At 62.4% G+C, this 7,232-nt stretch carries 4 protein-coding genes; 3 read left to right on the top strand and 1 reads right to left on the bottom strand.

Features of this window, described 5'->3' with window-relative positions:
* The first annotated feature begins 37 nt into the window (after positions 1-37).
* Entirely contained in the window at positions 38-2,740 is a 2,703-nt protein-coding gene (locus AVAK2825_RS23940) for an excinuclease ABC subunit UvrA (RefSeq protein ID WP_284402990.1), read from the top strand.
* Between the two features lie 331 nt (positions 2,741-3,071).
* Here AVAK2825_RS23940 and AVAK2825_RS23945 read toward each other — a convergent pair whose 3' ends face one another.
* Complete coding sequence (locus AVAK2825_RS23945; protein WP_284402991.1) at positions 3,072-3,938, bottom strand: LysR substrate-binding domain-containing protein; 867 nt, start codon at positions 3,936-3,938, stop codon at positions 3,072-3,074.
* A gap of 200 nt (positions 3,939-4,138) precedes the next feature.
* Between AVAK2825_RS23945 and AVAK2825_RS23950 the strand changes: the two genes are divergently transcribed.
* Entirely contained in the window at positions 4,139-5,143 is a 1,005-nt protein-coding gene (locus AVAK2825_RS23950; RefSeq protein ID WP_284402992.1) for a Bug family tripartite tricarboxylate transporter substrate binding protein, read from the top strand.
* 8 nt (positions 5,144-5,151) lie between these two features.
* Complete coding sequence (locus AVAK2825_RS23955; protein ID WP_284402993.1) at positions 5,152-6,591, top strand: N-acyl-D-amino-acid deacylase family protein; 1,440 nt, start codon at positions 5,152-5,154, stop codon at positions 6,589-6,591.
* The last annotated feature ends 641 nt before the right edge of the window (positions 6,592-7,232 follow it).

Here is a 7,232-nt window from a genome sequence, read left to right on the forward strand (position 1 = left end):
CCTCGCTGGCAAATCAACGGTAACGACAACCCATCCTATGCCAAACCAATCGAAGCGGGCGAATAACCACGATGGATTCGTTCTTGTGCGCGGCGCACGGGAGCACAACCTGAAGAATGTGGATGTCGAGATTCCCCGCAATGCCATCGTGGTGTTCACGGGCGTCTCGGGCTCCGGTAAGTCTTCGCTGGCTTTTGGCACCATCTATGCGGAGGCGCAGCGCCGGTATTTTGAGTCGGTGGCGCCCTATGCGCGTCGTTTGATCGATCAGGTGGGCGTGCCTCAGGTCGATGCCATCGAGGGTTTGCCGCCCGCTGTGGCCCTGCAGCAGCAACGGGGCACGCCCACCGCACGATCATCCGTGGGCAGCGTGACCACTATTTCCAGCCTGGTGCGCATGCTGTACTCCCGCGCTGGAACCTACCCACTCCGGCAGCCCATGCTGTACGCGGAAGACTTTTCGCCCAACACCCCACAGGGCGCTTGTCCGCACTGCCACGGCTTGGGCCGCATCTACGAGGTAACCGAGGCCTCGATGGTGCCCGACGATTCACTCACCCTGCGCGAGCGGGCCGTGGCGGCTTGGCCCAGCGCCTGGCAAGGGCAGAACCTGCGCGATATCCTGACCACGCTGGGGCACGACATTGATGTGCCTTGGCGAGATCTGCCGCGCAAGACGCGAGACTGGATTCTCTTCACCGACGAGCAGCCGACAGTCCCTGTGTACGCAGGCTTCACGATGGAAGAGGTACGCCGGGCGCGACGCGCCAAGCAGCAGCCCAGCTACATGGGCACCTTCACCGGCGCTCGCCGCTACGTGATGCAGACTTTCGCCACCAGCCAGAGCGCCATGATGAAGCGCAAGGTGGCCCAGTTCATGGTGGGCACGCCCTGTCCCGTGTGCCATGGAAAACGTCTCAAGCCGGAGGCCTTGTCCGTCACTTTTTGCGGGCTGGACATCGGCGACCTCACACACCTGTCCCTGTCCGCATTGGCCGATGTACTTGGCCCGGTGGCCAAGGGTTTGCCGTCCATTGGGCCCTCGGAAAGTGCGAGCGCCAGCTTGTCGAAAGCGGCTCGCATGCGTGCGGCCGCACAGCGCGAAGCGGCAGGAGCGTCGGGCCACGCGAGCGCGCCCGACATCCGCCGTACGCCCACCCTGTCGGCGGAAAAGCAATTGGCCGCTCAGCGCATTGCGCAGGAGCTACTGGCCCGTGTTCGGGCGTTGACGGACCTCGGACTGGGCTATCTATCGCTCGACCGCGCCACCCCCACCCTGTCGCCTGGCGAGTTGCAGCGGTTGCGCTTGGCGACCCAGCTCGCATCGCAACTCTTCGGGGTCGTTTACGTGCTGGACGAGCCTTCTGCCGGCCTGCATCCCGCCGACAGCGAATCGTTGCTCACGGCGCTGGAGCGTCTGAAAGCCGCCGGCAACTCCATCTTCGTGGTGGAACACGACATCGCCACCATGCGCCGTGCCGACTGGCTGGTGGATGTGGGGCCGGCCGCCGGAGAACAAGGTGGCCAAGTGCTTTACAGTGGCCCGCCGCAAGGATTGGCCGGCGTGCTGCAATCCCAGACACGCCGGTATCTGTTCGCAGACGTTGCACGTGATCGCCGCGTCCAGCGAACACCGCAAGCCTGGCTGACATTGGAGGGTGTGCATCGCCACAATTTGCGTGGGGTGGATGCGGCTTTCCCCATCGGCTGCCTGACTGCCGTAACCGGTGTTTCAGGGTCAGGCAAGTCAAGTCTGGTCAGCCAAGCGCTTCTGGAACTGGTCAGCGCCCATCTGGGGCAGCCCATGCCGGCGCCGGAGGACGGTGGCATGCCGGAGGGGCCGCCCGATGCGGCTGCCGGCGATGATGATCCGGGCGCTACTCTTGAGCTGGGTGGGGCCATTCCCATCGTGGGCCGACTGGGTGGTGCAACCGATCAGGTGCGCAGGCTGGTGCGGGTGGACCAGAAACCCATTGGACGCACCCCCCGCTCCAATTTGGCCACATACACGGGCCTTTTCGATGCCGTTCGAAAGTTGTTTGCGGCCACACCTGCTGCACGAAAGAAGCGGTACGACGCAGGTCGTTTTTCGTTCAATGTTGCGAAAGGGCGGTGCCCCACCTGCGAGGGTGAAGGTTTCGTCAGCGTGGAGTTGCTCTTTCTGCCCAGTGTCTATGCACCTTGCCTTACTTGCCACGGAACACGCTATAATCCCCAGACATTGGCCATTACCTGGAACGGACTGTCGATTGCCGACGTGCTGGCACTTACCGTGGACGCAGCATGCGAAACCTTCGTGGACGAACCCAGTGTGTTCCGGTCTTTGCAAGTCCTGCGCGACATCGGTCTCGGCTACCTGCGCCTTGGTCAGCCCGCCACGGAACTGTCGGGTGGCGAAGCACAGCGCATCAAGCTCGCCACCGAATTGCAGCGCACGCAACGCGGGCACACGCTGTATGTGCTGGACGAGCCGACCACCGGTTTGCATCCGGCCGATGTGGACCGCCTGCTGTCCCAGTTGGATGTTCTCGTGCAGTCAGGCAACACGGTGGTAGTGGTTGAGCACGACATGCATTTCGTCGCCTCCAGCGATTGGGTGATCGACATCGGTCCGGGGGCAGGGGCCCAGGGCGGGCGCATCGTGGCGAGCGGGACTCCGGCGGAGGTGGCACGCTGCGCAGAGTCTCGCACCGCCGCCTATCTGAAAGCGGTGTTGGGAGCGATCACAACTGAAGCCTAAGCCCAGCAGGAACCCATGAGCTACGGCAGGATGGACCGCCCTGCTTAACCGCGTGATGGGGTGTTTGTGCTACCTGTCGTCTTGCGAGACTGGTATTTTTTCCAGAGATAGCCAGCGACAGCCATGAGAATCATTTTTCGCATCTGAAGACTCCGTTTGATGAAGTCCAGAGCTTCCTTGGGTTGTCAGTCGCGCCTTGTAGGAAGTCCGGGCGAGGCCATGTCGTCTTCTGCGGAATGCCCTGATCCTTGTCCGAAGGGGTGACAGAGGGGTTGGGCTTGCCGAGCCCATTCGCGGCAGCAGAGTGAGCGCGCTGGCTGGGGGCTTCCCATCAACGCTGCTGCGCTGAATCCAGCAGCCAGCTCCTAAAGGTCTGCAGGGTCGGTGATTGCACCGACTCTTCCGGATAAACCAGATAGTAGCCCTTGGGGCTGCGCCATGTGCGCGAAGACAGGCGCACAAGCCGCGTGGCCTGCACCATGTCGTCGGCCATGTAGTCCGGCAGCAAGACCACGCCCAGGCCCGCCACGGCGGCATTCAGTGCCATGGACATGATCTCGAATCGGGGGCCGGCGCGGCCGGGGTCAGCGTCGATTTGCTCTGCCAGAAACCACTGCTCCCACGCATCCGGCAGTGTGTGGTGATGCAGCAGCCCCGAACCGGGCGTTGCTGCCCCGATCTGCGCGCCGTGGCGCGCCACCCAGGCGGGGGCGGCATAGGGTGCGAGGTCCAGTGCCGCCACGAAGTCGCAGCACAGGCCGGCGCGCTGGCCATCGCCGAATTCCAGGGAAGCATCGATGGTGCCAGTCTTGAAGTCGGCGGGGCCCACGCGTGTGCTCAAGCTCAGCGCAATTTCTCCATGCGCCCGGGTGAATGCAGGCAGACGGGGGATGAGCCAATACGCACCGATCGAAGCGCCCACCGACAAAGCCAACCCGCCGCCGCGCCCTTTGAACGCCATCACATTGACCGTGGCCCGCTCCAGGCGCTGAAGCAATGGCGCGATCTCCTCGAGGTAGTAACGTCCGGCATCGGTGGTGATCAGCGATTCGCGCCGCCGAACGAACAGACGCACGTCAAGCCGTGATTCCAAGGCCTGTATCTGCCGGCTCACCGCGCCCTGGGTGAGGTGCAATTCCTGGGCTGCGGCAGTGAACGAGCCGAGGCGCGCGCTGGCCTCCAGGCACAGCAGGGACATGGTGGATGGAGCACGGTACATGAAGGGAAACCATGAGCAATGAACATGCCGGCAGCAAGATGCACCGGGAAGGGTTCGAAGATCACCGCAATAGTGCATGAGAAAAAGACATGGTATCCCCAGCAAACATGGTTTGTGCCAAGCCAGATCGATTTCTAGCATTCATGCGGTTGAATCCAACGAACTGAAGGAATGCACCGATGAACGCTCCGCTCCGCCCCGCATCCCTGTCGCGCCGCCGCTGGCTGCAGACGGTCTCTCTCACCCCCTCCGTCGCACTGTTGCCGGATTCGACCCGGGCGGCGCCAGGGTATCCCGATCGTCCCATTCGCCTGGTCGTGCCATCGGCCGCAGGCGGTTCTCCGGATGCCGTCTGCCGCATCCTGACGAACGAGTTGCCCAAAGCACTGGGCCAGCCCTTCGTGGTGGACAACAAGCCCGGTGCCAGCGGCAACATCGGCATGGCCGACGTGTTTCGTGCCCCTGCAGACGGCTATACGCTGGGCTATGCCAACGTGGGCACCCTGGCCATCAACAAGGCCCTGTATTCCAAGCTTCCTTACGACCCTGACGCTCTGGTTTCCATCGGTTTGATCGGCTTCGTGCAGAACGCGCTGGTGGTGCGCAAAGACCTGCCCGTGCAGAGCGTGAAGGACCTCATCGCGCTTGCGCGCGCCAAGCCCGGGGAGTTGACGGTGGCTTCGGGCGGCAGCGGTACCACGGGGCACCTGAGCGGCGAGTTGTTCAAGGCATCGACCCAGGTGTCGATGACGCACATCCCCTACAAGGGCAGCCCGCAGGCCATCACTGACCTGATGGGCGGCGTGGTGGACCTGATGTTCGACAACCTCAGCTCCATTCTTCCGCACATCCAGTCGGGCCGGGTGCGCGTGCTGGCCGTGACAGGCGCCGCGCGCAGTCCGCAACTGCCGCAGGTGCCCACCGTGGCAGAGGCCGGCGTGCAGGGTTACGAGACCGTGGGCTGGGGTGGCATCGTCGCCCCGCCTGGCACGCCCAGCGCGATTGCCGCCCAGCTCAACAAGGCCCTCAATGACGCTCTTCGCCTGCCCCCCGTGCAAGAGAAATACGCGGCCCTCGGCTTCGAACTGACGCCTGGTCCTCCAGAGCGCCTGATCGAGCGGGCGCGAAAGGAATCACCGATGTGGGCAGACGTCGTCAAGCGCTCTGGTGCCCAGGTGGGGTGAGGCAGGCCATGTTGGATCTCCTCATTTTCGGAGGCACCGTCGTGGACGGCAGCGGAGCGGCTCGTCGGCAGGCCGACGTCGGCATTGCAGGCGGGCGCATTCTCGCCGTGGGCGACCTCTCAGCGCAGCCTGCCCGCCAACGCCACGACGCTGTCGGGCGCATCGTGTGCCCAGGCTTCATCGACGTCCATACCCATGATGATCGGTTGTTGCTCACATCACCGGCCGGTCCCCATCCCAAGCTCACGCAAGGCGTGACCACAGTGGTCACCGGAAATTGCGGGATCAGCCTGGCGCCGCTTCTGAGCAATGAGACACCGCCAGCACCACTGGACCTGCTTGGCGCGGACGACTGGCGGTATGACCGGTTCGGTGACTACCTCGATGCACTGGAGGCCGCGGGGCCGGCGCTGAACGCGGCATGCCTGGTGGGGCACTCCACTTTGCGGGTGCGCCACGTGCCGGACCTGCGCCGACCGGCCACCGCGCCCGAAGCTGAGCGCATGGCCAGGGATCTGGCTGACGCATTGGATTCGGGCGCTTTCGGCCTGTCCACCGGGCTCTACTACCCTCCCGCCCGGGCCGCCACGGCAGAAGAGGTGATTGCGGTGGGCGCCCCGCTTTCGGCGGCGCAGGGCCTGATCACGATGCATATTCGCGACGAGGCCGATGCCATTGATGATGCATTGCGCGAAGCCTTGCACATTGGCCAGGCGCTGGGGGTGAGCACTGTGCTGTCGCATCACAAGTTGATTGGCCAACGCAACCATGGGCGCTCGGTGAACACCTTGGCCATGGTGGACACTGCCGCGCTGTCGCAGCCCGTTTGCATGGACTGCTATCCCTACAACGCTTCGTCCACCATGCTGCTGGCCAGCCGCGTCGGGCAGTCCCGAGAGGTCTTGGTGACTTGGTCTGTTGGCGACCCATCGGCGGCTGGGAAATCGCTGTTTGCACTGGCGCGTGAACGGGGCTGTTCTCCCGAATCCTTGGTGGAGCCTTTGTCTCCCGCCGGCGCGGTGTACTTTGCCATGCATGAAGACGATGTGCGCCGCATCCTCGGACACCCTTTGACGATGGTCGGCTCGGACGGACTGGCCCACGATGCGGTGCCGCATCCTCGTCTGTGGGGAACATTCCCCCGGGTTCTAGGGCATTACGCGCGCGACCAGCGCCTGTTCTCCCTCGAAACGGCGGTGCACAAGATGACCGGGTTGAGCGCGCGCCGCTTCGGGCTGCGCGACCGGGGGTTGATCGCCCAGGACCATGCGGCGGACATCGTGGTGTTCGATGAGACGTGCATCGCGGACCGTGCCACGTTCGAACAGCCCACCGCTCCCAGCGCAGGCATCGATGCAGTGTTCATCAATGGCCAATTGGCCTGTGCACATGGCCATACCGTCAATGCGCATGCCGGTCAGGTGTTGCGGCGACAGCGCTCGTTCTGATTCCCGACGCTAGGAGGTCACGCTTTGGCGGGCATGCCAGACGCATCTGGGCGATCTGTCGGCCGAAGCCGAGATGGCGAGGCGACGTTGCCTCATTGTTGGCCGAAGTGCTTTTGTCGATCTGGCTGGGCAAGTTTCCTATTTCTATCAAATTGCCAAGAGGTGAATAAATCAGCTTCTTCAGTAATTTACTTCTGTTGAGGGATTATGAAAAGTTTTCCTCTAGTTGTTGATAAAAAAGTCTTTGTAGGTATGTAAATCAAGGATCTCAAATATTTATCGATACTGCATGTAAAAAATACTTTGGGTTTTGAAGCATTGATTGCGCGCAGAAGGGAATCTGCCTACTTCTTGGGAGCGCTGATGGACTATGTTCAGGTTCGGGGTGACCAAACGAATGGTGATTGCTCATCATCTTTTTCTATTGGTAATTATTTTTTGTGGAATTGCTGCTGAGTGTTTTATTCATTGTTTGAATAATAAGGGTAAACCCTTGTATTGCGAGAGCGCTTACCTAAGGAAGCTCTGCACAAAACACGCACGAACGTGCTGATGCCTTGAGCCAGTTGGAACGCGATGGGCCAACCCCTGATTTATCTCAGCTCCGGTGCCTGTGGCACGAACTGGCGGCCTGAATGGCC

The organism is Acidovorax sp. SUPP2825, from assembly GCF_030158995.1.
Lineage (GTDB): Bacteria > Pseudomonadota > Gammaproteobacteria > Burkholderiales > Burkholderiaceae_C > Paracidovorax.

Bases quoted from the DNA above. Each gene is read 5' to 3' on its own strand.
- AVAK2825_RS23940 (WP_284402990.1), top strand. From the start codon at position 38: ATGCCAAACCAATCGAAGCGGGCGAATAACCACGATGGATTCGTTCTT.
- AVAK2825_RS23945 (WP_284402991.1), bottom strand. From the start codon at position 3,938: ATGTCCCTGCTGTGCCTGGAGGCCAGCGCGCGCCTCGGCTCGTTCACT.
- AVAK2825_RS23950 (WP_284402992.1), top strand. From the start codon at position 4,139: ATGAACGCTCCGCTCCGCCCCGCATCCCTGTCGCGCCGCCGCTGGCTG.
- AVAK2825_RS23955 (WP_284402993.1), top strand. From the start codon at position 5,152: ATGTTGGATCTCCTCATTTTCGGAGGCACCGTCGTGGACGGCAGCGGA.